Origin of the sequence: Streptomyces inhibens, from assembly GCF_003389455.1 — a bacterium.
GTDB classification, from domain to species: domain Bacteria; phylum Actinomycetota; class Actinomycetes; order Streptomycetales; family Streptomycetaceae; genus Streptomyces; species Streptomyces inhibens.
The window spans coordinates 1-24,407 of the sequence record NZ_QUAC01000093.1; the positions used below are offsets into that span (position 1 = coordinate 1).

A 24,407-nucleotide genomic window follows, 5' to 3' on the forward strand; every position below is an offset into this window, starting at 1 on the left:
CGCCCCCGATCGAAGGGGGCGCGGCGCCGCCGTCACTGCCCGGGCCGGGCCCGTACCGCTCAGCCCACCGACGAATACGCCACCACGCCGCGCAGCACACCGTCCATGGCCCGGCGGGCCGTACGCGCCACCGAGCCGCCGGGCGGGGCCGCCGCCGCGATCTGGCCGAGGATGTCGACCAGCTGCTTGCACCAGCGGACGAAGTCACCGGCGGGCATCTCCGCCTCGCGGAGCACCTCGTCGAGGCCGAAACCGGACGCCCAGCGGTACGCGGCCCAGGCGAAGCCGAGGTCCGGCTCGCGCTGGCCGACGCCCTCCGCCTGGTTGATCTTGTGGTCCTCCTCCAGGGCATCCAGCCGCCCCCAGATACGGACCATCTCCCCCAGCGCGTCCCGGGCCTTGCCGGCCGGCAGCTTGGGCGCCACCGCGTCGTCCGCCTGCCGCGCCTCGTACACCAGCGCCGAGGCACAGGCCGCCAGCTCCGCCGGGCCGAGCCCCTCCCAGACGCCGTCGCGCAGGCACTCGCTCGCCAGCAGATCCAGCTCGCCGTAGAGCCGGGCCAGCCGGCGGCCCTCGTCGGTGACCGTGTCGCCTTCAAGGTAGTCCAGCTCGGTCAGCAGCGCGCAGATCCGGTCGAAGGTACGGGCGATGGTGTTCGTCCGTCCCTCGATCCTGCGCTCCAACTGCCGGGTGTCACGGGCCAGTCGGTGATAGCGCTCCGCCCAGCGGGCGTGGTCCTCCCGCTCGGCACAGCCATGGCAGGGATGCGCGCGGATCGCCGTACGCAGCCGGGCGATCTCGCGGTCGTCGGCCGCCTCCGCGCGGGGCTTGCGGTGCCGCGACGGCACGATGTGGCCGGCCTTCGTCCGCAGCGCGGAGGCCAGATCGCGGCGCGACTGCGGGCTGCGGGCGTTGAACGACTTGGGGATCCGCATCCGGTCCAGCGCCTCGACCGGCACCGGGAAGTCGATCGAGGCCAGCCGCTTGACCTGCCGCTCGGCGGTCAGCACCAGCGGCCGGGGGCCGTCCTGGGCATCGAAGCCGCGATGGCCGTTGGTCCGCCCCGAGGGCATGCCCGGGTCGAGGACCAGCGCAAGGCCCGCGTACTTGCCGGTCGGCACATGGATGACATCGCCGGGCTTCAGCTTCTCCAGCGCCGCCGCGGCCGCCACCCGCCGCTGCGCCGCGCCCTGCTTGGCCAGCTCCGTCTCCCGGTCCTTCAACTCCCGCCGCAGCCGGGAGTACTCCTCGAAGTCCCCCAGATGGCAGGTCATCGAGCCGCGGTAGCCCTCCAGCCCCTCCTCGTTCTTCTGCACCTGACGCGAGATCCCGACCACCGACTTGTCGGCCTGGAACTGCGCGAAGGACATCTCCAGCAGCTCCCGCGAACGGTGCCTGCCGAACTGCGAGACGAGGTTGACCGCCATGTTGTACGACGGCTTGAAGGACGACCGCAGCGGATACGTACGGGTCCCCGCGAGGCCGGCCAGCGCGCCCGGATTCATCCCCCGCTGCCACAGCACCACGGCGTGGCCCTCGATGTCGATACCGCGGCGCCCGGCCCGGCCGGTGAGCTGGGTGTACTCGCCCGGGGTGATGTCGGCGTGCTGTTCGCCGTTCCACTTGACGAGCTTTTCCAACACCACCGACCGCGCGGGCATGTTGATGCCCAGCGCCAGCGTCTCGGTGGCGAAGACGGCCTTGACCAGGCCCTTGACGAACAGCTCCTCGACGACCTCCTTGAAGGTCGGCAGCATCCCGGCGTGGTGCGCCGCGATGCCCCGCTCCAGGCCCTCCAGCCACTCGAAGTAGCCCAGCACCTGGAGGTCGTCGTCCGGGATACCGGCGGTCCGCGCCTCGACTATGCGGCGGACCTGTTCGCGGCCCTCCTGGTCGTTGAGCCGCAGGCCCGAAGCCAGGCACTGCTGAACGGCGGCCTCGCAGCCGGCGCGGCTGAAGATGAAGGTGATCGCGGGCAGCAGGCCTTCGTTGTCGAGGCGGTCGATGACCTCGGGCCGGCTCGGTGTCCAGATCCGGGCCCGCTGCCGCCGCTCGCGCTCGCGGTCCGCCTCGCGCATAGTGCGGCCCCGGCGCTTGTCCCGGCCGAACGTCGGCCGGCTGTTCTCCATCCGGGCCAGCCGCTCCAGGTCGGGGTTGACCTCACGGCGGCCGCCGCTCTGCCCGTCCCGCTCCTCGAAGAGGTCGTATATCCGACGGCCCGCGAGCACGTGCTGCCACAGCGGCACGGGGCGGTGTTCGGCAACGATCACGGCGGTGTCACCGCGGACCGTGTCCAGCCAGTCGCCGAACTCCTCGGCGTTGGAGACCGTGGCCGACAGTGACACCAGCGTCACCGATTCGGGAAGGTGGATGATCACCTCTTCCCAAACAGCCCCACGGAAGCGGTCGGAGAGGTAATGCACCTCGTCCATCACCACATGGCCGAGCCCGACCAGCGACTGTGAGCCCGAATACAGCATGTTCCGCAGCACTTCGGTGGTCATCACGATCACCGGCGCCTCGGAGTTGACGCTGTTGTCACCGGTCAGCAGGCCGACCTTGTCGGCGCCGTAACGCTTGGCCAGATCCTGGTACTTCTGGTTGGACAGCGCCTTGATGGGCGTGGTGTAGAAGCATTTGCGGCCCTGTTCCAGGGCCAGGTGGACGGCGAATTCGCCCACGATCGTCTTACCGGATCCGGTGGGAGCCGCGACCAGCACGCCCTTCCCGGCCTCCAGGGCCTTGCACGCCTCGACCTGGAACGGATCCAGATCGAAGTCGTACATCTCTCGGAAAGGGGCGAGTGCGGTGGCCTGCTCGGCCGCCCGGAGCTTGGCGGCGGCATAGCGCTCAGCAGGGGACATGTCCTCGGTCATCGTGCCTACGAGCCTACCGGCCACCTCTGACAACGACCCGATCTTTATGCGGGGCCTTTACCGAGCACCGCGCGCGCCCGGCCCGGCGGCCGCGACAAGCCGAACGGCCCCCGGCTCACAGAGCACAGGGGCCGTCCGCAACGTCGTTCACCGCACATCACGCCGGGTCACGAGCCATCACGTCACGTCGTCGAACCCACCACGCCGGTGCGACTCCCCATCCGACGGATCACCGCTCGCCTGCTCCGGCAGCATCCGCCCGGACGCGACCGGCTCGATCTCCCCGACATCGCCCGGCGTCAGATCGAGCACGGAGGCCTCGTCGTCACTCAGCCCCGCATCCGGATTGCCGAGCTTGCGGCGCCGGTCGTTGAACAGACAGATCCCGGCGGCACCGAAGTACAGCACCACGATCGGCGCGGCCAGCAGGCTCATGGTCAGCGGGTCACCGGTCGGCGTGGCCAGCGCCGCGAAGACCGTGATGCCCAGCACCATGAACCGCCACCAGCTCATGATCCGGCGGCCGGTGAGCACCCCGCCGAAGTTGAGCAGCACCAGCAGCAGCGGCAGCTCGAAGGCGACACCGAACACCAGCACCATGCGCGTGACGATGTCGAGGAACTCATCGGCCGGGAAGAGGTTGGCCCATTCACTGGGCGTCAGCCCGACCAGCGCACCCGCGGTGGTGGGCAGCACCGCGTACGCAAGATAGGCACCGGCGAGGAAGAGCGGCGCGCCGGCCCCGACGAAGCTCAGCGCGTACTTCTTCTCGTGCTTGTGCAGACCCGGCGCGAGGAAGGCCCAGAGCTGGTAGAGCCACACCGGGCTGGCAAGGACCATGCCGGTGGTGAGGGACAGCTTGAGCATGATCGTGAACGGTGCGAGCAGACCGTTCGCGGTGATCTCGGCGCACGGATGGGTGCGCGGACCGGCCGCGGCAGTGCCGTTGGGGCAGCCGACCGCGTCGATCACCGGACCCGTGATGAAGTGGGCGATCGCCTGGTACTGCCACATCGCGACGATGGTGACCACACCGATCGCCAGCACCGACTTCAGCAGCCGGTTGCGCAGCTCACGCAGATGCGCCGCGAGCGGCATCCGCCCCTCGGGGTCCTTCTCCTGCTTGCGGGCAGACTTGAGCAACCCACTTCCTCGTCTCGTGCATCAGCCGTTGCCGCCCGAGCCGGTGCGAATCGACCGGGCCGGTGCGACTGGATCGGTTCGGGTCAGCTCTGGTGGGTGCTCTTCTGCTCGGCCACGGGGCGCGAGCTGCTCACATCACCGGGAGCCGCCTGAATCGTACGAGGGGCCTGCTGGGCAGCGGCGTCGGAGGGAGCCTCGGACGTCGTGCCCGCGGCACCGCCTTCCGCGTCGCCGTCCTTCTTCATCGCCTTGGCCTCGCTCTTGAGGATACGAGCGGACTTGCCGAGCGAACGCGCCATGTCCGGGAGCTTCTTCGCTCCGAACAGCAGCACGATGACGACGAGAATCAGAATGATCTCGGGGGCCCTCAGGTTGCTGAGCATGTGCGACTACCTTCTCGCCGGGGCGGCGTCGTCTGTGGTGCCTGCCGATGGGGTCGGACTGGCGTCCTGGTGCTAACTCGATCGTAACGTTCGGTGGTGAACGCCGGGCAATCCCCTTGCATACTCCCGATTGCCCCGACCGCCGCGCTGTCTGAACCGCGGATGCAGCGTACCTCTCGGCCCGCCGCGAGCGCAGAGTGCCTCAGTCGCTCAGCGACAACTCAGTCCCTGCCGACCTCGTGCATCCGGGAGGCGAGCGGGGTCGCGGCCCGCTCAAGATCCTCGGCGGCCCGCTGGATCCGCTCCGATGTCGCACCGACCTGACGGGCCAGCCGCCGCACTTCGACGAAGACGCGGACGGCGAGGACGCCGAGCACGGCGATCCCGACGAAGCCGAGGGCGATTGCGATCATGGGCCAGAGCATGGGACGAGCCTATCGGTCGGCCGGGGTGGCCCGATCAGCCCGTGTGCAGCCGCAGTGTGCGGACCCCGCCGCCGGTGAGCAGCTCGATGATCCGCTCGCCGGCCGGCTTGCGCACCGCGCGGCGGCAGTCGGGGCAGGTGAAGGAGTAGAAGGTGGTGCGGCTGCTGGCGCCGATCGCCAGCCGGAAGGCGTCCGAGGCCAGTTCGAAGCGGCCCCGGCAGTCCGGGCAGGCCGCCTTGAAGAGCACCGGCACGCTCATGTCCGCCAGGGTGGTAATCGCCATCGTGGTCGTCATCCTTCGCTGCCTCCTCCTTCTCGGTACGGTCTTCCCCCTGCGGTCGACGGGCGTCCCGCTCCCTACGGAGAACGGGGCGCCCCGCGTGCTGCCCGATGCTCCGGGCCTACTCCCCGTATGCCGCGAGTGCCTGGTCGGCGGCCTCCCGCGCACTGTCCGCGAGCGCCTGCGGCGCCACGATCCGGCCGTCCCGGCCCAGGCGCAGCGCCAGCCGCCGCAGCGAGGTCGGGTCGGGGGTGCGCAGGGTGATGCGCAGTCCGCCGTCGGGAAGGTCCTCGGCGCTGTCGTGCGGGTAGTACTCGGCGACCCAGCGGCCGCCGGGTCCGACCTCGATCGAGACCTCGGGGTCCTCGGCCGCGGGCTGCACCAGGCCCTCCGACAGATCACGCAGTTCGACCGGCGGCGGGTCGGCGGGCGCGTCCAGCAGCTTGATCTCGGCGACCCGGTCGAGCCGGAAGGTGCGCCGGGCCTCGGAGAGCCGGCACCACGCCTCCATATAGGTGTGGCCGACGGCGAAGAGCCGGATGGGGTCGACCTCGCGCTCGGTCAGCTCGTCGCGGGCCGGGGAGTAGTAGCGCAGCCACAGCCGGCGCCGCTCGGCGATGGCGCGGTCCACGTCGGCGAACACCCCGCCCTCGGACTCGAAGGTCACCGAGAGCCGGGCGCTGGCGCCGGCCGCCTCGCCGGCCGCCGCCTCCAGCTTGGCGGTGGCGCGCAGCAGCGCCTGCCGGTCGCCCTCGCGCAGACCGGGCAGGGTGGCCACCGCGCGGGCCGCGACCAGCAGGGCGGTGGCCTCGTCGGCGGCCAGCCGCAGCGGCTCGGCGACATCGTCGGGGTTGTGCCACCAGATGCGGTCGCCGTCGGTGTCGATGTCCAGCAGGTCGCCGCCGCGGAAGCTCGTACCGCACATCGGCAGTACGTCGAGGTCGGCGATCAGCTCGTCCTCGGTGATGCCGAAGGCGCGGGCGACGTCACCGACGCGGGCGCCGGGGCGCTCGCGCAGATAGGTCACCAGGGACAGCATCCGGCGGGTCTGGTCGATCGCGTTCGTCGCCATGGGTCTCGTATCCCTCTCAGCCCTTGGCCACGGCGCGCAGCCGGTCGATGACATCGGCACGCAGCTCCGCGGGTTCCAGTACGACCACGTCCGGCCCGAACTCCACGAGCCAGGCGTCGAGTCCGTGGCCGTTGGGGATCTCCAGCTCGTCCCAGCCGCCGCCCAGGTCGCGGACGGTGAGCGCACGGGCCCGCAGCGGATAGCCGTGCTCGGCACGGAGCTTGATCCTCGCGGTGCCGGTGGCGGTCTCCCCCGCCCAGCTCTCCACGGTCTCGCGGACGGTGACGTGATCGGGCACCGGCGCGGTGAACTTCCCTTGCCGGGAACGGACCTTGCCGGTGATCCGGGAGAGCCGGAAGACCCGCTCCGCCTTGCGGTCGCGGTCCCAGCCGGCGACGTACCAGTGGCCGCGCCAGCACTCCAGGATCCATGGCTCGACCTGCCGCTGCTCGGGGTGGGCGGCAGTGGACTTGCGGTAGTCGAAGACGACCGGGCGGCGGTCGCGGCAGGCCAGCATCAGCGGCTCGAAGGCGGCTTCGTGGGCGGGGATCCGGGGTTCGAGCGCGCTGTGCGGCTGCCCGGCGTCGTAGTCCGCGCCGTCCGCGGCCAGCGGCATCCCGGCCGCGCGCAGCTTCTGCAGCGCGCCGGAGGCGGCGCCGGCCAGCCGCGCCTGCTGCCAGATCTTGGCGGCCAGCCCGAGGGCGGCGGCCTCCTCAGCGTCCAGGGTGATCGGCGGGAGACGGTTGCTGTCGCGGCGGGCGAGGTAGCCGATGTCGCCGTCGATGCCCTCGACGGTCGCGATGACCAGCCCGAGCTCGCGCAGATCGTCCTTGTCCCGCTCGAACATGCGGTTGAAGGAGTCATCGCTGCCGGCCTCGATATAGGCCTCGATGGACGACCTGAGCTCGCGTTTCGTCAGCGGGCGTCGCGTCCCCAGCAGGCACAGCGCCAGATTCATCAGCCGCTCGGCCTTGGCAATGGCCATCGACGCCCTTTCTCGTTGAACTCCCGATCGTTGACCGTACCGCTCGGGGTGCGTGCGGCAAAGCCGAGGGCCCGTGCCATCGCGGCACGGGCCCCGTACGTCAGCTGCGGTCTCCGGGGGAGACCCGCGGTTGCCTCAGACGGCGATCAGGTCGCAGACGAAGATCAGCGTCTCGCCCGGGGCGATCCGGCCGCCGCCGGCGCCGCGGTCGCCGTACGCGAGGTGCGCGGGGATGGTGAGCCGGCGGCGGCCGCCGACCTTCATGCCCTGCACGCCCTGGTCCCAGCCGGCGATGACCTGGCCCGCGCCCAGCTGGAACTCCAGCGGGTTGCCGCGGTTCCAGCTGGCGTCGAACTCCTCGCCCGTGCTGAAGGCGACGCCGACGTAGTGGACCTTGACGAAGTCCCCCGCCTTGGCGACCGGCCCGTCGCCCTCCTTCAGGTCCACGATCTCGAGCTCGGTGGGAGCCGGGCCCTCAGGAAAGTCGATCTCGGGCTTGTCGATGCTCACGAATGTGCTCCTACTTACGAATCTTTACGATTACCCGGCCAGTCTGGCAGATCTTGCAGGTTCCGCAGGTCAGACCGTGCCGACGATGTCGACCGAGAACACCAGGGTGTTCTTGGCCAGCTCGTGCTGCGGGTTCGGGCCGTAGGCCAGCTTCGGCGGGATCACGATCTCGACCCGGTCACCGACGTGCTTGCCGACCAGGGCCTTGTCCCAGCCCTGGACGACCTGCCCGGTGCCGATCTGGAACGCGGTCGCGCCACCGTGGTCCCAGGACGAGTCGAACTTCTTGCCGTCCTCCCACTTCACACCGGTGTACTGCGCGATCAGCCCTTGGCCGGCCTTCACCTCGGGGCCCTTGCCCTTGATCAGGACCTGCTCCTTGAGGTCCTTGGGGGCCTTCTCGCCCTTGGGGACGGTGATCTGCGCGGCCTTCTCGTCCACGGCCTTCACCTCGGGCATACCGCTCTCCGGCGCCGCCTGCGTGCCCTCGGCCTTCGCCTTCTTGTCGACCTTCTTGGCGCCGACCACATCGATGACCCAGACCAGGCCGTCCCCGGGCTTGATGCCGGACTGCGGGTTCAGGCCCTCGCCGATCAGCGCCTTGGCGGTGCCCTCGACCTCGAAGCGGCTGCCGACCTTCTGCCCGGCCACGGCGGACATCACCTTCGGCGGCAGCATCTGCTGCGTCATCTGGTCGGTGACCTCGCTGACGACCTGGGTGCGCGGCGCCCCCGGCTTGGTACCGGGCTGCGGCGTCCAGCTGCCGCCGAGGTTCTGGCCCTTCATCGTCTGCGCCGCGAAGTCCAGCCGGACCAGATCACCCTTCTTGACCGTTGCGCCGTTGCCCTTGATGAGGGTCTTGGTGACGGCCGTGTCGGAGGGCTTGGCATCCTTCGGCACCGTGATCTTGGGCTTCTCCCCTGCCTTGCCCTCGACCTTGACGACGGGTTCGCCCGACGAGCCCTTGTCGTCGTCGGACCCGCATGCGGCGGTGAACAGCAGGATGGGCACGGTCAGCGCAGCAGCCGCGGCGCGACGGGTGTTCTTCGTGAGGTTCATCAGTCCAACTCGGGCTCGTGGGGTGGGTGGGCAATGCCCGCCACTCTACGACCTGTCCCGGCCGAGGTTTCCTGGTGCAACACGGCAATGTGCCGGGAGTGTCTCGCTCCCGGCACACTGCTATTCCCCGCGGGTCACATCCCGGCGATCAGCTTCTCCACCCTGTCGTCCACGGAACGGAACGGGTCCTTGCACAGGACCGTGCGCTGCGCCTGGTCATTGAGCTTGAGATGCACCCAGTCGACCGTGAAATCGCGGCGCTGCTCCTGAGCCCGGCGAATGAAGTCGCCGCGCAGCCTGGCCCGAGTGGTCTGCGGCGGCACCGACTTGCCCTCGAAGATCTTCAAGTCATTGCAGATCCGCGCCGCTTGGCCCTTCCGCTCCAGGAGGTAGTAAAGCCCCCGGCGGCGGTGGATGTCGTGATACGCGAGGTCTATCTGCGCCACTCTTGGGTGGGACATGGTGATGTTGTTCTTTGTGCGATATCGCTCGATGAGCTGATGTTTCATCACCCAGTCGATCTCGGTCGAGATACGGTCGAGCTGCTCGTCCCGGATCGCCTCAAGCGTACGGCCCCACAGTTCCAGGACCTTCTCGACGGTGCCGGTGCGGATTCCGCGGCGGTCGCAGAAATCCACGGCCTTTTCGTAGTACTCCTGCTGGACTTCGAGCGCCGATGCCTCGCGCCCGCTGGCCAGCCGCACCTTGCGCTGGCCGGTGATGTCATGGCTGACCTCGCGGATGGCCCGGATCGGGTTCTCCAGCGTCAGATCGCGCATGACCGTGCCCGCCTCGATCATGCGCAGCACAAGATCGGTGGCGCCGACCTTGAGCATCATGGTCGTCTCGGACATGTTGGAGTCACCGACGATGACGTGCAGCCGGCGGTATCGCTCGGCGTCCGCATGCGGCTCGTCCCGGGTGTTGATGATCGGACGGGAACGGGTCGTCGCCGAGGAGACGCCCTCCCAGATGTGCTCCGCGCGCTGGCTGACGCAGTAGACCGCGCCCCGCGGGGTCTGCAGTACCTTGCCCGCGCCGCACAGCAGCTGGCGGGTGACGAGGAACGGAATGAGGATGTCCGCGAGCCGGGAGAACTCGCCGTGGCGGGCGACGAGGTAATTCTCGTGGCAGCCGTAGGAGTTTCCCGCCGAATCGGTGTTGTTCTTGAAGAGATAGACGTCGCCCGCGATTCCCTCCTCATGCAGGCGGCGCTCGGCGTCGACGAGCAGGCCTTCGAGAATGCGCTCACCGGCCTTGTCGTGGGTGACCAGCTCGGTCACGTTGTCGCACTCGGGAGTTGCGTATTCCGGGTGCGAACCCACGTCCAAGTACAGGCGGGCGCCGTTCCGCAGGAAGACATTGCTGCTGCGGCCCCATGACACGACACGGCGGAAGAGGTAGCGCGCCACTTCGTCAGGCGACAGTCGGCGCTGTCCCCTGAACGTGCACGTGACGCCGTACTCGTTCTCCAGCCCGAAAATGCGGCGGTCCATGACTGAACATTACGCCTGATGGCCTGCTCTGAAACCGGGTTCGACAGCCCCGTTTCGATCATTTTCCGCCGGGGCCGCATCGCCCTTACGCCGCACGGGATCCCCGAGAAATCGCTTCGTCGACAAAAGGACGAGCAGCGCGGCGAGACCACCGGCACCGGCCACCGCAAACCCCGCTGCCGCGCCGCCGCTCTCCACCGCCGGGCCGACCACCGAGGTGCCCACCGCCGATCCGACGCCGAAGGTCGTCACCAGCCACGAAAACGCCTCCGTCACCGTGCCCTTGGGCGCATGCCGGTCCACGACCACGAACGCGCAGGCCAGCGCCGGCGCGAGGAACACACCCGCGACACCGGTCAGCGCCGTCATCCCGGCCACACCGGGCGCCAGCGCCAGCGGCAGATACCCCAGCGCCAGCAGGGCGATGAGCAGCCGCAGCCGGCTCTCCGGCCGCCCGGGCCACTCACGGGCGCCGTAGACGATGCCGCCGGCCAGCGCACCGACGCCGAGCGCGGAGAGCAGATAGCTGGAGACCATCGCACTGCCGTGCTCATCGGCGTACGCCACCGCCGTGACCGCTATCGACCCCAGCGCCAGCCCCACGAAGAAGAACGCGCCGAGCAGCACCAGCAGCCCGGTCGAGCGCAACGCACCCAGCCAGTGTGCCTCGCGCGGTCCGCTGCGCCACTGCCGGGACGGTTCGGAGACGACGACGGAGAGCGCGCCGAGCACCCCGATCAGGTTGATCACCAGCAGCGCGCCCCGCTCCGACCAGGCCGCCACGCACAGCGTCACCAGCAACGGCCCCACCGCGAACATGACTTCCTGCGCGACCGCGTCCAGCGCGTAGGCGGCGTGCACCCGGTCCGCGCGCTTGAGGACCCCGGGCCACAGCGCCCGCAGTCCGCCCTCCAGGGGCGGGGTGAAGAAGCCGGCGATCACCATGGCGGCGTAGGCGAGCCAGAGCACGTCCAGGCCGACGACGGCGAGCAGCGCCATCCCGAGGGCGGAGAACACCGAGGCGGGCAGCATCACCCGCGGCTGACCGTGGAGGTCCACCGCCCGGCCGAGCAGCGGCTGGCCCACGGCGTTGCAGACGCCGTAGACCGCGGCGAGCGCGCCGGCCAGCCCGTAGCTGCCGCCCTCGGCGCGGACGAAGAGGACCACGGCCAGCGGCGCGGTGGCGTTCGGCAGCCTGCCGACCAGCGTTCCCGCCAGCAGCCGGGCCGCGTGCCGGGTTCTGAGCAGCTCCGCATATCCCGCGGCCATTCCCGCTCCTTTCGGTCCGGACCGGCCGGACGTGTTACGTATAACCTTCGTCGTTATACGTACCATGACGGCAACCCACGGTCCACCCCGCAACGGCCGAACGCGAGGAGCGAAACACCCGGTGACCCACAACGAGGCCACGACACCCCCCGGTGCAAGCGCCGGCTCCACCGGAGCGGCCGGCGCCGCGCACCCTGGTAGGCCGACCGCCGCCCGCGCCACCAGCCGGGACGTGGCCCGCGCCGCCGGGGTCTCACAGGCCGCCGTCTCGCTCGTCCTGGGCGACAAATGGCGGGGCAGGGTCTCCCCCGCCAAGGCCGAGGCCGTCCGCGCCGCCGCCCGTGAGCTGGGCTACCGGCCCAACCTCGCCGCCCGCAGTCTGCGGATGGGCCGCACCCGCACCGCGCTCCTCGTGGTCCCGGCGCTGACCACCGAATTCTTCGCCCGGGTCTACACCGGCGCGGCCCGGATCGCCGCCGACCACGGCTTCGGGGTGGTCCTCTACCCCTCCCCCGAGGGCATCGGCCCGGCCCGCGACCCCTTCGACTCCGCCGCGGCCACCCTGGACGGCGTGATCGCCTCCTCCATGGCCGCCGAGGCGCTCACCGCGCTGCGCGCCGCGGGCCTGCCCCTGGTCATGCTGGACAGCGACCCGGACGACGACCGGGCCACCGCCACCGTCAACCTCGATATCGCCGACGGTGTACGGCAGTTGACCGGCCATCTGATCGCCCTCGGCCATCGCCGCATCACCCATCTCGCGGCCGATGTGCACTCCTGGACCTTCGACGTACGGGCCCACGCCGTCACCGCGGCGCTCGACGGCGTCCCCGGCGCACTGCTGCGCCGGCAGCCGGCCGCCCTGGGCGTCGACGCCGGGCTGCGCGCCGCGCATACCGCCCTGACCGGCCCCGGCCCCCGCCCCACGGCGCTGCTGTGCGACGACGACATCATCGCCGCGGGCGCCTGCAAGGCCGTACGCCGTCTCGGCCTGCGGGTCCCCGAGGACATCTCCGTCACCGGATTCGACGATCTGGCGCTGGCGGTCGCCGTCGAGCCGGAGCTGACGACCGTACGACTGCCCGCCGAGGAGTTCGGCGAGGCCGGGATGCGGGCTCTGATGGCAGCGCTCGACGGCCGCCCGGCCCAGGCCACGACCCTGCCGGTGGAACTGGTCACCCGCGGCTCCACCGCCCCGCCGGCCGACGTCCCCGGCAACGCCGCGCGCCCCGGCGGGCAGTGACCCACCGGGGCGCGCGATACGGGCATCCGGCCCGAAGCCGTATGCCGGAAGCGGTATGTCAGAGCAGGGGGCCGGACTCCTCGTCGGAGTCGTCCTTACCGGCAGCGCCCTTGCCGTTGGTTCCCTTGCCGCCGGCCTTCTTGTCGCCGGCTTCCTTGGCGGTCGTGCCCTCGTCCGAGGCCCCGGTCTCCGCGGTGCCGTCGCCCGCCTCCGCGTCCGCCGCCGGCTCCTCGGCGCCCGCATCGCTGTGCCCGTCCAGCAGCCGGGACAGCTGCCCGCCCAGGATCCGCTTGAACTTGCGCTGCTGCGGCCGCGTACGGTCCAGCGTCGCGACCTCCAGCTGCTCGGCGGTCAGCGTGCGCTCGCCGCCGTTGTTGTCGCGCGACAGCGACTCCACGGCCAGCTTCAGCGCCTCGGACAGCGTCATACCGTCGCGGTGGCGCTGGTCGAGATAGGTGCTGATCTGGTCGGCACTGCCACCGACGGCCACCGAGCCGTGCTCGTCGACGATCGAGCCGTCGTGCGGCAACCGGTAGATCTGGTCGTCCTCCGGGGCATTGCCGACCTCGGCGACGATCAGCTCGACCTCGTACGGCTTCTCCGCGGCGCTGGAGAAGATCGTGCCGAGCGTCTGGGCATAGACATTCGCCAGGCCGCGCGCGGTCACGTCCTCGCGGTCGTAGGTGTAACCCCGCAGATCGGCATAGCGCACGCCACCGATCCGCAGATTCTCGAACTCGTTGTATTTGCCGACCGCCGCAAAGGCGATCCGGTCATAGATCTCGCTGACCTTGTGCAGGGCGCGGGAGGGATTCTCGGCGACGAAGACCACGCCGTCGGTGTACTGCAGCACCACGACACTGCGGCCGCGCGCGATGCCCTTGCGGGCGTACTCGGCGCGATCGGCCATGGCCTGCTGGGGTGAGACATAGAACGGCGTCGACACCGGCTATCCGTCCCTTCCTGTCAAAAGCTCTCTCACTGGCGTGGGGCACCCCCAGCGGTGGCCGGGGGAGCAATGGCGGAACATCCGTCCCGTCAGAGCAGCGCGGCACGCGGGCCGTCGGGCTGCACGAGTCGGCGCTCATGAATGGCACGGGCGATCTCCGAGACCTCGGCCTCGGTCAGCCTCCTGTAGCCGTCTTCGGTGATCACCGTGACGATCGGGTAGATCCGCCGCGCCATATCGGGACCACCGGTCGCCGAGTCGTCATCAGCGGCGTCATAGAGCGCCTGGACGACGGCGGTGGCGGCCTGATTCTCCGTGAAGTTCTCCTGGAAGAGCTTCTTCAGAGCGCTGCGCGCGAAGACCGAGCCGGAACCGGTCGCCGCGAAGCCGTGCTCCTCCGAACGACCGCCGGTCACGTCGTACGAGAAGATGCGGCCCTTGTCGCGGTCGCGGTCGAAGCCGGCGAACAACGGCACCACGGCCAGGCCCTGCATGGCCATCCCGAGGTTGCTGCGAATCATCGTCGACAGACGATTCGCCTTGCCCTCCAAGGAGAGTTGGGCGCCCTCGACCTTCTCGAAGTGCTCCAGCTCCAGCTGGAAGAGCTTGACCATCTCCACCGCGAGACCGGCCGTCCCCGCGATGCCGACCGCCGAATACTCGTCGGCCGGGAAAACCTTCTCGATATCGCGCTGCGCAATGACATTGCCCATCGTCGCCCGCCGGTCACCGGCGAGCACCACGCCCCCGGGGAACGTCGCGGCGACGATCGTCGTGCCGTGCGGCGCCTCGATGGCGCCCTGCACCGGCGGCAGCGGGCGGTTGCCCGGCAGCAGATCGGGCGAGTGCGCGCCGAGGAAATCCATGAACGACGAGGAGCCAGGCGTCAGGAAGGCAGCTGGTAGACGCCCGGTGCTACGAGTGTTGGCTTCCACGCGTTTCCTTCCGGATATGCGGCCGCCCGCCTCAAGACGTCCGGCCGATCCTTGAATTGACCCAGGGCTGCGTTGCAGCTGAAGCACAGTACGCCTCGGACCTTACCCGTCTCACGGCCGTGATCCACATGTCGGGGACCCGGCGAGAAACAGATTGGGCCGCCACCGCCCCTTACCTTGCGGCCGACCGAACGCCGTGCGCGGCAATTCCTCTCCGCACCGCGCACAGCGCTCCGGCCGCCGGAAGACGGGCATGCCCGTTTTGGCGCTTACTGCCCGCCTTTTTGCACAAATGAGCGCACGAAATCCTCGGCGTTCTCTTCGAGGACGTCGTCGATTTCGTCCAGCACCGAATCCACGTCGTCCGACAACTTCTCCTGGCGTTCCTTGAGGTCTTCCGAGGCCTGCGCGTCCTGCGTCTGCTCCTCGACCTCTTCGGTGGAACGCGTGGCCTTCGCCTGTCCGCCGCCGCTGTCCTTGGTCGCCATATCCCTCACCCCGCTCGGTTCGCCCCGCTCGATGTGACCTTCAAGATCCGACCCTACAAGCAGGGTCCGACATCGGCCCTGCACTTGCTGCAACGCCCGGGAGTCACCTCGATGATTCCCGCACCGCGACATTTTCAGCCGCCGATCGGCTGTGGATCGTCGCGAATTCTGTCGTGCACCTGCCGTGGATCAGCGGCCGGACAGCGTCCTCACCAGCTCCTCTGCGGTACGGCAGCGGTCCAGGAGCTCCTTGACGTGCTTACGGGTTCCGCGCAGCGGCTCCAGCGTGGGGACCCGTTGCAGGGAGTCACGACCGGGCAGATCGAAGATGACCGAATCCCATGAGGCGGCCGCGACATCGTCCGCGTACTGCTCCAGGCAGCGACCGCGGAAGTACGCCCTGGTGTCCTCAGGAGGCTTCTGCTGGGCCCGCTCGACGTCGGGCTCCTCCAGGAGCCGCTTCATCTTGCCCCGGGCCGCCAGACGGTTGTACAGGCCCTTCTCGGGCCGTACGTCGGCGTACTGCAGGTCGATGAGGTGCAGCCGCGCCGCATCCCAGTCCAGGCCGTCGCGGCGGCGGTAGCCCTCCATGAGCTCGCGCTTGGCGACCCAGTCCAGCTCGCCCGACAGGCTCATCGGGTCGTTCTCCAGCCGGCCCAGCACGTCCTCCCACCTGGTCAGGACGTCCTTGGTCTGCTCGTCCGCATCCGCTCCGTAACGGTCCTCGACGTATTTGCGGGCCAGCTCGAAGTACTCCATTTGGAGCTGTACGGCGGTGAGCGTGCGGCCGCTGCGGAGCGTGATCAGACGTTGCAGCGTGGGGTCGTGCGAGACCTGATGGAGGGTGCGGACGGGCTGGTCGATGGCCAGGTCGACGGCGATGAAGCCGTCCTCGATCATGGAGAGCACCAGGGAGGTGGTGCCCAGCTTCAGGTAGGTCGAGATCTCGGAGAGGTTCGCATCGCCGATGATCACGTGCAGCCGGCGGTACTTCTCCGCGTCCGCGTGCGGTTCGTCGCGGGTGTTGATGATCGGCCGCTTGAGCGTCGTCTCCAGGCCGACCTCCACCTCGAAGTAGTCGGCGCGCTGGCTGAGCTGGAAGCCGTGCTCGTGGCCGTCCTGGCCGATACCGACCCGGCCGGCGCCGGTGACCACCTGGCGGGAGACGAAGAACGGCGTCAGATGCCGCACGATGTCCGAGAAGGGGGTCTCCCGCTTCATCAGGTAGTTCTCGTGCGTGCCGTAGGACGCGCCCTTGTTGTCGGTGTTGTTCTTGTAGAGGTGGATGGGCTGGGCGCCGGGCACCTGGGCGGCCCGCTCGGCGGCCTCGGCCATGATCCGCTCGCCGGCCTTGTCCCACAGGACCGCGTCACGCGGATTGGTGACCTCGGGGGCGCTGTACTCGGGGTGTGCGTGGTCGACGTAGAGCCTGGCGCCATTGGTGAGGATCACGTTGGCCAGGCCGATGTCCTCGTCCGTGAGCTGGCTGCCGTCCGCATTTTCGCGTGCGAGATCGAAGCCGCGGGCGTCCCGCAGCGGGTTCTCCTCCTCGAAATCCCAGCGGGCACGGCGTGCCCGGTGCATCGCGGCCGCGTAGGCGTTGACTACCTGGGACGAGGTGAGCATGGCATTGGCGTTCGGGTGGCCGGGGACGGAGATCCCGTACTCCGTCTCGATTCCCATTACTCGCCGTACAGTCATGCGGCCCTCCTTGCCCGGCGGCGCCCCCGGATGGGGTCGGCGCTCAAGTACCGCTGTGCTTCCGGTCCGTGTGCGTGCCCCACGCCCGCACAGCGTGACGCAGCGGTACCGAAGAGCCTAGAACGCCTTTGCGGCGCTGGGGAGATCATTACAGTCATTGCTCCAGTCCGGTTTTCCCTGGTCCATCGCGCCCTTAATGGGGGCGGCCGAGCCACCCCCGGAAAAGCGTCCGGCTGCGGACGCCCCGTGCAGGACATCCGCAGCCGGAGAGCGGTGTTACAGGTATTGGCCGGTATTCGCCACTGTGTCGATGGAGCGACCGGTGTCCGCGCCCTGCTTTCCGGTGACCAGGGTGCGGATGTATACGATCCGCTCGCCCTTCTTTCCGGAGATCCGGGCCCAGTCGTCCGGGTTGGTGGTGTTCGGCAGGTCCTCGTTCTCCTTGAACTCGTCCACGCATGCCTGGAGGAGGTGGGAGACCCGCAGACCCTTCTGGTTGTGTTCGAGGAAGGCCTTGATGGCCATCTTCTTTGCTCGTCCTACAATGTTTTCGATCATCGCACCGGAGTTGAAGTCCTTGAAGTAAAGGACTTCCTTGTCACCATTGGCGTAGGTGACCTCCAGGAAGCGATTCTCCTCGGATTCCGCATACATCTGCTCGACGACCGACTGGATCATTCCGCTGACCGCGGCCTTGCGCGATTCGCCGTGTTCGGCGAGATCGTCGGAGTGCAGCGGGAGCCGTTCCGTGAGGTACTTCGAGAAGATGTCCTTGGCGGCCTCCGCGTCCGGGCGCTCGATCTTGATCTTCACATCGAGGCGGCCGGGGCGCAGGATCGCCGGGTCGATCATGTCCTCGCGGTTCGAGGCACCGATCACGATCACGTTCTCAAGGCCCTCGACGCCGTCGATCTCGGAGAGCAGCTGCGGGACGATGGTGTTCTCCACGTCCGAGCTGACGCCGGATCCCCGGGTGCGGAAGAGGGAGTCCATCTCGTCGAAGAAGACGATGACGGGGGTACCCTCGCTCGCCTTTTCCCTGGCGCGCTGGAAGACCAGCCGGATGTGCCGCTCCGTCTCACCGACGTACTTGTTGAGCAGCTCGGGGCCCTTGATGTTGAGGAAGAAGCTCTTCCCCGCGGGCTGCCCGGTCACCTCGGCGACCTTTTTGGCAAGGGAGTTGGCGACCGCCTTGGCGATGAGTGTCTTGCCGCAGCCCGGCGGGCCGTAGAGCAAGACGCCCTTGGGCGGGCGGAGTTCGTGCTCCTTGAAGAGGTCGGGGTAGAGGTACGGAAGCTCGACCGCGTCCCGGATCAGTTCGATCTGGCCGCCCAGACCGCCGATCTTGGTGTAGTCGATGTCCGGGACCTCTTCGAGGACGAGCTCCTCGACCTCGCTCTTCGGGATGACTTCGTAGACATAGCCGGAGCGGGGCTCGAGAAGCAGGGCGTCGCCGGGGCGGATGGTGATGTCCAGCAGCGGCTCGGCGAGCCTCACCACCCGTTCCTCGTCGGTGTGCCCGATGACCAGGGCGCGCTCGCCGTCCTCAAGGATTTCCTTGAGGGTGACGATGTCGCCGGCGCTCTCGAACTTCATGGCTTCGACCACGTTGAGCGCTTCATTGAGCATGACCTCTTGGCCGCGCCTGAGGTCCTCGGTCTCCACGCTCGGGCTGACATTCACCCGGAGTTTTCTGCCTCCGGTGAAAATGTCGACCGTGCCGTCCTCGTTGGTCTGCAGGAAGACACCGAAGCCGGCCGGCGGCTGCGCGAGCCGGTCGACCTCCTCTTTGAGCGCGACGATCTGGTCGCGGGCCTCGCGGAGAGTATTGGCGAGACGCTCGTTCTGCGCCGAGACGCCGGCCAGGTTGGTCTGCAGCTCGACGATCCGCTCTTCGAGAATCCTCGTGTGCCGCGGAGAGTCGGCGAGCTTGCGTCGCAGGACGGCGATCTCCTGCTCGAGATAGGCAACCTGACCGGCGGGATCTTCAGACCCTCGCCCCGGCCGGATGCCGCGGTTGATGTCGTCGTCGTGGGCTGCCACGGTCCTCACCTCCTCCAAGGAGCTGGACGCTTCCTGACCCTACCTGGGCCGGTGCAGGTTGAAACCCCTAGATCGAAAAGACTGTCGGGGTGTGTCCGATCTTCACCCTTGCGCACGTCCTCACGCCAAGGGAATACCCACCCAACAACATCGGAAAGCGAGCGGTTGTATCGTCGAGTCGGTCAACACCCGTCAGGGCTGGCGCCACTTAGACAAAAACGGTTCACGTACGCAGGAACGGCAGGCGAGATGACCGCGCAGGACGAAGCCCCAGAGCTGGAAGTCTGGATCGACCAGGATCTCTGCACCGGGGACGGCATCTGTGCGCAGTACGCGCCGGAGGTCTTCGAGCTCGACATCGACGGGCTGGCTTATGTGAAGAGCGCCGATGACGAGCTGCTGCAGGACAAGGGGGCCACAACGCCCGTCCCGCTGAAGCTGCTCACCGACGTGCGGGACTCCGCCAAGGAGTGCCCCGGGGACTGCATCCACGTCCGCCGCGTCAGCGACCTCGTCGAGGTGTACGGGCCGGACGCGGAGTAGCCGACGGGACGCACAGCGCGTCGGCTACCGGCACATCGTGTGATGAATCACGCACGCTCGGTGCTCATGGCGGCGGGGAGTTCACTCTGGATGAACTTCCCGTCCTGCCATTGCCACTTGACGCTCTTGTGCACGTCCGGGCAGCAGCGCGGAACGTCGAGCGTGGAGTAGCCCAGGAGCGCCGCGGAGATCGTGCCGTCCTTGACCACGAGGTTCTGGACGCTGAGCCGCTGTGCGGGCGCCAGGAGCGTCGCCACGATCCGAGGTGCGGCTTTGGGGTCGGTCGGCTGCGCGAGGACGTAGACGCCGCTGGGCGGCGTGCCGGTCTCGCTGTGACAGCGGACCACCGCGACGGTCTCGGTCGTGCCGTCGTGGTCGAGGTCGCCGGAGACCTTCTTCACCACGTCGAGGCGGTTGGGCCCGCAGTCGACCGGAAAGGTCACCTTGGCCGGGTCGGGGGCGGCCACGGAGGACTGGGCCACCCTGACGTCGTGGGAGGTCGTGGCGGTGGCATCGGGGGGCTGGACGAAGGACGCGGCCGCGACGACCGCCGAGATGGCGGTGGCGGTGGCGAGCCAGTGCATGGGGCGCGGCTGGGTGTGCAAAAGGTCCTGGCCTGCCAAGGGCTGCACGCGGGGTAACTCCTGTGAAGTGCTGTGGCGGTGGGAGTGCCAAGCATCGTTCCACAGGAGGGGGCGCCAAGGAACCAGCAGGAGCGGAGTTTCCCCGGGTTTTCCGTGCCGGATCCCGGGTGGAAACGAAGCAGCGCCGCCGGCGGTTTCCCGTACGGGAACTCGTCGGCGGCGCCTGGTGGTTCGGTGGCCGCTGCCGGCCGGTCGTTCCGGCTCGGCGAAGGGGGTCAGCCGCGCTCGGCGGGGCCGCCGTCGGAGGCCGCTGCCTGGTCCTTGCCCGGTCCTGTGTAATCGTCGCCGTACGCGCCCTTGGCGGGCCGGCGGCGGCGCAGCGGGGGCTCGACGCCGTCCGCGAGCCGGCGGGCGGTCAGCAGGAAGCCGGTGTGGCCGATCATGCGGTGGTCGGGGCGGACGGCGAGGCCCTCGACGTGCCAGGTGCGGACCATGGTCTCCCAGGCCGACGGCTCGTTGAAGGTGCCGTGTTCGCGGATCGCCTCGACGGTGCGGGCCATCTGCGTCGTCGTCGCGACGTAGGCGCAGAGGATGCCGCCGGGGACCAGGGCCTTGGAGACGGCGTCCAGGCACTCCCAGGGGGCGAGCATGTCGAGGATGACCCGGTCGACGTCCGTGTCGGACAGGTTGTCCTGGAGGTCACCGACGGTGAGCGTCCATGCGGGGTGCGAGCCGCCGAAGTAGCGCTCGACGTTCTGCGTGGCGATCTCGGCGAAGTCGGCACGGCGCTCGTAGGAGTGCAGCATGCCGTCGTCGCCGATGGCGCGCAGCAGGAAGCTGCTGAGCGAGCCGGAGCCCACACCTGCCTCGACGACGCGGGCGCCGGGGAAGATGTCGGCCATCGCCAGGATCTGCCCCGCGTCCTTGGGGTAGACCACGGCGGCGCCGCGGGGCATGGACAGGACATAGTCGGGGAGCAGCGGGCGCAGCGCGAGGTAGGCGACGTTCCCGGTGGTACGGACAACACTGCCCTCGGGAGCACCGATCAGCTCGTCGTGGGGGAAGGCTCCCTTGTGGGTGTGGAAGCTTTTTCCCTCTTCGAGCGTGAAGGTGTAGTGGCGTCCCTTGGGGTCGGTGAGCTGGACCTGGTCCCCGACCTTGAAGGGCCCGCGACGGCGGGCGGCACCGGTCGGTTCGGACATGTGACCAGCCTACCGGCCCGTTGGGGCGGCGCGGACCAGTGGGCGGTGGCCGGCGGGCCGGGGGCGGCCGCCGACCGTGCCGGGGGTCAGGCCTTGCGGGCCATGGCGGAGACGAAGGCCCGCTCGACATCGGCGGTGGACAGCACGCCGTAGATCTCACCGGTCTCCTCGACGACGAGGTATTCGGTGGCCGGGGTGGCGCGCAGATATTCCAGGAGGTCCTCGCCGGCCAGTTCGGCGGAGACCCGCATACCGTCCTTGAGGTCCTGGGCGAGGGTGCCGACCGGGACCCAGGGGCGGCGGTGGTCGGGGACGCCGACGATGGCTGCCTCGCGGACGAGGGCGGTGGGCCCGCCCTGGCGGTCGACGACGACCAGGGCGCGGGCGCCGGCGTCGTTGGCGCGGCGCAGCGCCTCGGAGAGCGGGGTGTCGCTCTCGACGGGGACGGCGCGCCGGGTCAGGGTGCGGGCGGTGAGGTCGGGGAGGCGTTCACGCAGCCGGGCCATGCGCAGGCTGTTGCCGGCGCCGGTCCAGATGATGGCGGCGAGGATCGCGGCGAGCAGGGCGTCGGTGAGCGAGTCCGCGCCGCCGATCTCGGGGCGGGCGTTGCCGAGGGCGCCGGTGTGGGTGAGCAGCGGCAGGCCGATGAGGACGGTGACGGCGAGCGCGCGGCCGACCCAGGCGGCGGCGATGGTGCCGCTCATGGGCCTGCCGGTGATCTTCCAGACGACGGCGCGCAGCATCCGGCCGCCGTCCAGGGGCAGGCCGGGCAGCAGGTTGAAGATCGCGACGATCAGGTTGGAGATCATCAGGCCGCCGAGCAGCACTCCGGGGACGGTGCCGGGCTCGACCATGTGCATACCGGCGTAGAAGACCCCGGCGAGGACGAGGGAGAGCAGCGGGCCGACGAAGGCGAGGACGAACTCCCTGCCGGGGGTCTCGGTCTCCTTCTCGATCTCCGAGACACCGCCGAAGAACTGCAGCTGGATGCGGCGTACGGGGAGCTTGAAGCGGAGCGCGGCGACGGTGTGGGCCAGCTCGTGCACGAGCACCGAGGCGTAGAAGGCGACGGCGAAGAAGAGCGAGACGAGGTAGCGGGCGGCGCCGAGCTCGGGCAGCACGCGCTCCAGTTGGCCGCCGAAGACCCAGGTGATCAGGGCCGCGACGAGAAACCAGCTGGGCGCGACGTAGACGGGTACGCCGAAGGGACGGCCCATCAGGATGCCGCCGCCGCTGCCCTTCTTGCCCGGTGTGGGCGCCTTGGGCCCGTCGGGGTCCTTGGGCGGCTCGGGCGGCTGGGGCCGCACGGACTCCTGGGGGTCCTGCGGCTTCCCGCTGTCGTCCACGGCGTCCCCTCATCGAATACGGCTTTCGCCCCTGCTCGGCCTGTATATCTCGATCATGCAGGGCGAAGGGCTCCGGCGTCGATGGTATGCGGAGTGGATCGGCCCGATCCGCCGCGGGGCCCTCACTACTGGTGACCCGTCCGCGCTTGTCAGTGGCGGGCCGTAGGGTTTTGTGCCATGGGATGGAGCACGGAGAAGGCCGAGTCGGCCGCGCAGGACGGGCCGGGCGAGCCCGGGGCGGGGGTGCAGGGCGGTGAGCAGGCACGGCCGCCGGTGGCGCTGTCGCCGTCGCGGGCCGGCGATTTCATGCAGTGTCCGCTGCTGTACCGCTTCCGGGTGATCGACAAGCTGCCGGAGAAGCCGAGCGCGGCGGCGACCCGCGGCACGGTCGTGCATGCGGTGCTGGAGCGGCTCTTCGACGCTCCGGCGGCGGAGCGTACGCCGACCGAGGCACGGGCGATGGTGCCGGGCGCGTGGGAGAAGCTGCTCGCCGAGCGGCCGGAGCTGGCGGAGCTGTTCGCCGACGACGCCGGGGGCGAGCGGCTGGCGACGTGGCTGGCGGAGGCCGAGGCGCTGGTGGAGCGGTGGTTCTCGCTGGAGGATCCGACGCGTCTGGAGCCGGCGGAGCGTGAGCTGTATGTGGAGACGGTGCTGGATTCCGGACTGCGGCTGCGCGGGTTCATCGACCGGGTGGACGTGGCGCCGACCGGCGAGGTGCGGATCGTCGACTACAAGACCGGTAAGGCGCCGCGGCCGCAGTTCGCCGAGGGCGCGCTGTTCCAGATGAAGTTCTATGCGCTGGTGGTGTGGCGGCTGCGCGGTGTGGTGCCGCGGCGGCTCCAGCTGGTCTATCTGGGCAGCGGCGATGTGCTGACGTACGACCCGGGCGAGGCCGATCTGCGGGGCGTGGAGCGGAAGTTGCTGGCGCTGTGGGAGGCGATCCAGCTGGCGACGAGGACCGGTGACTGGCGGCCGCGGCCGACAAAGCTGTGCGGCTGGTGCGACCACCAGGCGCACTGTCCGGAATTCGGCGGTACTCCCCCGGTGTATCCGCTGCAGGTGCGCCCGGCGGACGAGGGCGGGGAGCAGCAGGGCAGAATGGGGCAGGTCTAACAAAGGAGAGCTCGTGGCCATCCGCGTCCTGCTGGTCGACGACCAGCCCCTGCTGCGTACGGGATTCCGGATGATTCTGGAGGCGGAGCAGGATCTGGCGGTCGTGGGAGAGGCCGGTGATGGGTTGCAGGCGCTGGAGCAGGTGCGGGCGCTGCAGCCCGATGTGGTGCTGATGGACATCCGGATGCCCCGGATGGACGGCGTCGAGGCGACCCGGCAGATCACCGGTCCGGCGAAGGACGGGCCGGCGAAGGTGCTGGTGCTGACGACCTTCGATCTGGACGAGTATGTCGTCGAGGCACTGCGGGCCGGGGCCAGCGGTTTTCTGCTGAAGGATGCGCCGGCCGATGAGCTGGTGCAGGCGATCCGGGTGGTGGCGGCGGGCGAGGCGATGCTCGCGCCGAGCATCACGCGCCGGCTGCTGGACAAGTACGCCGGGCATCTGCCGTCGGGCGAGGAGCCGGTACCGGACACTCTGCACACCCTCACGGACCGTGAGGTGGAGGTGCTGAAGCTGGTGGCGCGCGGGCTGTCGAACGCGGAGATCGCCGCGGATCTGTTCGTGAGCGAGACGACCGTCAAAACCCATGTGGGCCATGTGCTGACGAAGCTGGGGCTGCGCGACCGGGTGCAGGCGGCGGTGTACGCGTACGAGAGCGGGCTGGTGCGCCCCGGCGCCCAGTGAGCGGCTGAGCAACGGGCCCTGACGCCCGGTGGACGGACGACGGCGGGGCCGGCCCGGGAATCCCCCGGGCCGGCCCC

At 69.5% G+C, this 24,407-nt stretch carries 23 protein-coding genes and 1 pseudogene; 4 read left to right on the plus strand and 20 right to left on the minus strand.

The window, feature by feature from the left end; genetic code table 11:
- Positions 1–59: 59 nt before the first annotated feature.
- From DY245_RS12515 to DY245_RS12565, 11 genes are all read right to left on the minus strand, one after another.
- Entirely contained in the window at positions 60–2,876 is a 2,817-nt protein-coding gene (locus DY245_RS12515; RefSeq protein WP_128506686.1) for a DEAD/DEAH box helicase, read from the minus strand.
- A gap of 177 nt (positions 2,877–3,053) precedes the next feature.
- Positions 3,054–4,019 (minus strand): twin-arginine translocase subunit TatC, encoded by a 966-nt coding sequence (tatC, locus tag DY245_RS12520; RefSeq protein WP_244943002.1) that lies wholly within the window; start codon positions 4,017–4,019, stop codon positions 3,054–3,056.
- Between the two features lie 83 nt (positions 4,020–4,102).
- Positions 4,103–4,402, minus strand: a complete 300-nt coding sequence (gene tatA, locus DY245_RS12525; protein WP_128506688.1) for a Sec-independent protein translocase subunit TatA — start codon at positions 4,400–4,402, stop codon at positions 4,103–4,105.
- A 221-nt stretch (positions 4,403–4,623) separates the two neighbouring features.
- Positions 4,624–4,827 (minus strand): hypothetical protein, encoded by a 204-nt coding sequence (locus DY245_RS12530; RefSeq protein ID WP_128506690.1) that lies wholly within the window; start codon positions 4,825–4,827, stop codon positions 4,624–4,626.
- 34 nt (positions 4,828–4,861) lie between these two features.
- Positions 4,862–5,110 carry a hypothetical protein gene (locus DY245_RS12535; RefSeq protein ID WP_244943003.1) on the minus strand — a complete coding sequence of 83 codons (249 nt, stop codon included), beginning with the start codon at positions 5,108–5,110 and terminating at the stop codon, positions 4,862–4,864.
- A gap of 118 nt (positions 5,111–5,228) precedes the next feature.
- Positions 5,229–6,179, minus strand: a complete 951-nt coding sequence (locus DY245_RS12540; RefSeq protein WP_128506694.1) for a helix-turn-helix transcriptional regulator — start codon at positions 6,177–6,179, stop codon at positions 5,229–5,231.
- Between the two features lie 16 nt (positions 6,180–6,195).
- Positions 6,196–7,164 carry a helix-turn-helix transcriptional regulator gene (locus DY245_RS12545; RefSeq protein WP_128506696.1) on the minus strand — a complete coding sequence of 323 codons (969 nt, stop codon included), beginning with the start codon at positions 7,162–7,164 and terminating at the stop codon, positions 6,196–6,198.
- Positions 7,165–7,299: 135 nt separating this feature from the next.
- Positions 7,300–7,674: an FKBP-type peptidyl-prolyl cis-trans isomerase gene (locus DY245_RS12550; RefSeq protein ID WP_128506698.1), complete on the minus strand. Its 375-nt coding sequence runs from the start codon at positions 7,672–7,674 to the stop codon at positions 7,300–7,302.
- 69 nt (positions 7,675–7,743) lie between these two features.
- Complete coding sequence (locus tag DY245_RS12555; protein WP_128506700.1) at positions 7,744–8,733, minus strand: FKBP-type peptidyl-prolyl cis-trans isomerase; 990 nt, start codon at positions 8,731–8,733, stop codon at positions 7,744–7,746.
- Positions 8,734–8,867: 134 nt separating this feature from the next.
- Positions 8,868–10,229 carry a Pup--protein ligase gene (pafA, locus tag DY245_RS12560; RefSeq protein ID WP_128506703.1) on the minus strand — a complete coding sequence of 454 codons (1,362 nt, stop codon included), beginning with the start codon at positions 10,227–10,229 and terminating at the stop codon, positions 8,868–8,870.
- A 9-nt stretch (positions 10,230–10,238) separates the two neighbouring features.
- Positions 10,239–11,498, minus strand: a complete 1,260-nt coding sequence (locus tag DY245_RS12565; protein ID WP_128506705.1) for an MFS transporter — start codon at positions 11,496–11,498, stop codon at positions 10,239–10,241.
- A 121-nt stretch (positions 11,499–11,619) separates the two neighbouring features.
- Between DY245_RS12565 and DY245_RS12570 the strand changes: the two genes are divergently transcribed.
- Entirely contained in the window at positions 11,620–12,741 is a 1,122-nt protein-coding gene (locus DY245_RS12570) for a LacI family DNA-binding transcriptional regulator (protein ID WP_244943004.1), read from the plus strand.
- Positions 12,742–12,799: 58 nt separating this feature from the next.
- On the opposite strand, the gene prcA is transcribed toward DY245_RS12570, so the two are convergent.
- The 6 genes and pseudogenes from prcA to arc all read right to left on the minus strand — a co-directional run bounded on the left by prcA (position 12,800) and on the right by arc (position 18,857).
- Complete coding sequence (gene prcA / locus DY245_RS12575) at positions 12,800–13,687, minus strand: proteasome subunit alpha (protein ID WP_128506709.1); 888 nt, start codon at positions 13,685–13,687, stop codon at positions 12,800–12,802.
- 92 nt (positions 13,688–13,779) lie between these two features.
- Complete coding sequence (prcB, locus tag DY245_RS12580) at positions 13,780–14,625, minus strand: proteasome subunit beta (RefSeq protein ID WP_128506711.1); 846 nt, start codon at positions 14,623–14,625, stop codon at positions 13,780–13,782.
- A pseudogene (locus DY245_RS12585) lies at positions 14,577–14,759 on the minus strand (endonuclease domain-containing protein); the annotation flags it as partial. The gene prcB and the pseudogene DY245_RS12585, both read right to left, overlap by 49 nt.
- Positions 14,760–14,894: 135 nt before the next feature.
- On the minus strand, positions 14,895–15,113 hold the full coding sequence (locus DY245_RS12590) for a ubiquitin-like protein Pup (protein ID WP_006607619.1): 219 nt from the start codon (positions 15,111–15,113) through the stop codon (positions 14,895–14,897).
- A 189-nt stretch (positions 15,114–15,302) separates the two neighbouring features.
- Complete coding sequence (gene dop / locus DY245_RS12595) at positions 15,303–16,814, minus strand: depupylase/deamidase Dop (RefSeq protein ID WP_342354185.1); 1,512 nt, start codon at positions 16,812–16,814, stop codon at positions 15,303–15,305.
- A 276-nt stretch (positions 16,815–17,090) separates the two neighbouring features.
- Positions 17,091–18,857 carry a proteasome ATPase gene (arc, locus tag DY245_RS12600; protein WP_128506713.1) on the minus strand — a complete coding sequence of 589 codons (1,767 nt, stop codon included), beginning with the start codon at positions 18,855–18,857 and terminating at the stop codon, positions 17,091–17,093.
- A gap of 249 nt (positions 18,858–19,106) precedes the next feature.
- On the opposite strand from arc, the gene DY245_RS12605 reads away from it, so the two are divergent.
- The gene (locus DY245_RS12605) at positions 19,107–19,400 is read left to right on the plus strand and encodes a ferredoxin (RefSeq protein WP_128506715.1); all 294 of its coding nucleotides are present in this window, start codon (positions 19,107–19,109) and stop codon (positions 19,398–19,400) included.
- Positions 19,401–19,447: 47 nt separating this feature from the next.
- Here DY245_RS12605 and DY245_RS12610 read toward each other — a convergent pair whose 3' ends face one another.
- The 3 genes from DY245_RS12610 to DY245_RS12620 form a co-directional block, all read right to left on the minus strand.
- Positions 19,448–20,032 (minus strand): hypothetical protein, encoded by a 585-nt coding sequence (locus DY245_RS12610; RefSeq protein WP_128506717.1) that lies wholly within the window; start codon positions 20,030–20,032, stop codon positions 19,448–19,450.
- Positions 20,033–20,259: 227 nt separating this feature from the next.
- The gene (locus tag DY245_RS12615; RefSeq protein WP_128506719.1) at positions 20,260–21,186 is read right to left on the minus strand and encodes a tRNA (adenine-N1)-methyltransferase; all 927 of its coding nucleotides are present in this window, start codon (positions 21,184–21,186) and stop codon (positions 20,260–20,262) included.
- Between the two features lie 86 nt (positions 21,187–21,272).
- Positions 21,273–22,532: a site-2 protease family protein gene (locus DY245_RS12620; protein ID WP_128506721.1), complete on the minus strand. Its 1,260-nt coding sequence runs from the start codon at positions 22,530–22,532 to the stop codon at positions 21,273–21,275.
- Positions 22,533–22,709: 177 nt separating this feature from the next.
- Between DY245_RS12620 and DY245_RS12625 the strand changes: the two genes are divergently transcribed.
- Positions 22,710–23,645 carry a RecB family exonuclease gene (locus DY245_RS12625; RefSeq protein WP_128506723.1) on the plus strand — a complete coding sequence of 312 codons (936 nt, stop codon included), beginning with the start codon at positions 22,710–22,712 and terminating at the stop codon, positions 23,643–23,645.
- Between the two features lie 13 nt (positions 23,646–23,658).
- Positions 23,659–24,330 carry a response regulator gene (locus tag DY245_RS12630; RefSeq protein WP_128506725.1) on the plus strand — a complete coding sequence of 224 codons (672 nt, stop codon included), beginning with the start codon at positions 23,659–23,661 and terminating at the stop codon, positions 24,328–24,330.
- Positions 24,331–24,407: the final 77 nt, after the last annotated feature.

Excerpts from the sequence above, each read along its gene's own strand:
- pafA (WP_128506703.1), bottom strand. The coding sequence starts at position 10,229 with ATGGACCGCCGCATTTTCGGGCTGGAGAACGAGTACGGCGTCACGTGC.
- DY245_RS12615 (WP_128506719.1), bottom strand. The coding sequence starts at position 21,186 with ATGTCCGAACCGACCGGTGCCGCCCGCCGTCGCGGGCCCTTCAAGGTC.
- DY245_RS12515 (WP_128506686.1), bottom strand. The coding sequence starts at position 2,876 with ATGACCGAGGACATGTCCCCTGCTGAGCGCTATGCCGCCGCCAAGCTC.
- DY245_RS12530 (WP_128506690.1), bottom strand. The coding sequence starts at position 4,827 with ATGCTCTGGCCCATGATCGCAATCGCCCTCGGCTTCGTCGGGATCGCC.
- DY245_RS12590 (WP_006607619.1), bottom strand. The coding sequence starts at position 15,113 with ATGGCGACCAAGGACAGCGGCGGCGGACAGGCGAAGGCCACGCGTTCC.
- DY245_RS12565 (WP_128506705.1), bottom strand. The coding sequence starts at position 11,498 with ATGGCCGCGGGATATGCGGAGCTGCTCAGAACCCGGCACGCGGCCCGG.
- DY245_RS12555 (WP_128506700.1), bottom strand. The coding sequence starts at position 8,733 with ATGAACCTCACGAAGAACACCCGTCGCGCCGCGGCTGCTGCGCTGACC.
- DY245_RS12605 (WP_128506715.1), top strand. The coding sequence starts at position 19,107 with ATGACCGCGCAGGACGAAGCCCCAGAGCTGGAAGTCTGGATCGACCAG.
- tatA (WP_128506688.1), bottom strand. The coding sequence starts at position 4,402 with ATGCTCAGCAACCTGAGGGCCCCCGAGATCATTCTGATTCTCGTCGTC.
- dop (WP_342354185.1), bottom strand. The coding sequence starts at position 16,814 with ATGACTGTACGGCGAGTAATGGGAATCGAGACGGAGTACGGGATCTCC.
- DY245_RS12625 (WP_128506723.1), top strand. The coding sequence starts at position 22,710 with ATGGGATGGAGCACGGAGAAGGCCGAGTCGGCCGCGCAGGACGGGCCG.
- DY245_RS12545 (WP_128506696.1), bottom strand. The coding sequence starts at position 7,164 with ATGGCCATTGCCAAGGCCGAGCGGCTGATGAATCTGGCGCTGTGCCTG.
- DY245_RS12540 (WP_128506694.1), bottom strand. The coding sequence starts at position 6,179 with ATGGCGACGAACGCGATCGACCAGACCCGCCGGATGCTGTCCCTGGTG.
- DY245_RS12535 (WP_244943003.1), bottom strand. The coding sequence starts at position 5,110 with ATGGCGATTACCACCCTGGCGGACATGAGCGTGCCGGTGCTCTTCAAG.